This window comes from Acinetobacter sp. WC-743, from assembly GCF_000335555.1.
Classification (GTDB): domain Bacteria; phylum Pseudomonadota; class Gammaproteobacteria; order Pseudomonadales; family Moraxellaceae; genus Acinetobacter; species Acinetobacter bereziniae.
Genome location: NZ_AMFQ01000111.1, coordinates 1 through 218 on the forward strand (window position 1 = coordinate 1; position 218 = coordinate 218).

Genomic DNA, 218 nt, shown 5'->3' on the forward strand with positions numbered 1-218 from the left:
AACTTTGGACCGATTATGGCGATGGCGGCGGATGTCACCATTGCACAGGTTTCTGAAATCGCAGAACTCGGTCAACTTGATCCTGAACATATCATTACACCCGGGATTTTTGTACAGCATGTGGTTGCTGTCAATGCGGGACAGGGAGAAGCAGCATGAGCTATCAAAAACTAAGCCGTGACCAAATTGCAGAACGTGTTGCACAAGACATTCCCGAT

Annotated in this window: 1 protein-coding gene and 1 pseudogene; both read left to right on the forward strand. The window is 47.7% G+C overall.

The features are described 5' to 3' along the window. Positions 1–159: CoA-transferase (locus tag ACINWC743_RS16985; RefSeq protein WP_009586299.1), on the forward strand; the 159-nt coding region annotated here is incomplete at its 5' end. Next, positions 156–218: pseudogene (locus ACINWC743_RS24350) on the forward strand (3-oxoadipate CoA-transferase); the annotation flags it as partial. The gene ACINWC743_RS16985 and the pseudogene ACINWC743_RS24350, both read left to right, overlap by 4 nt.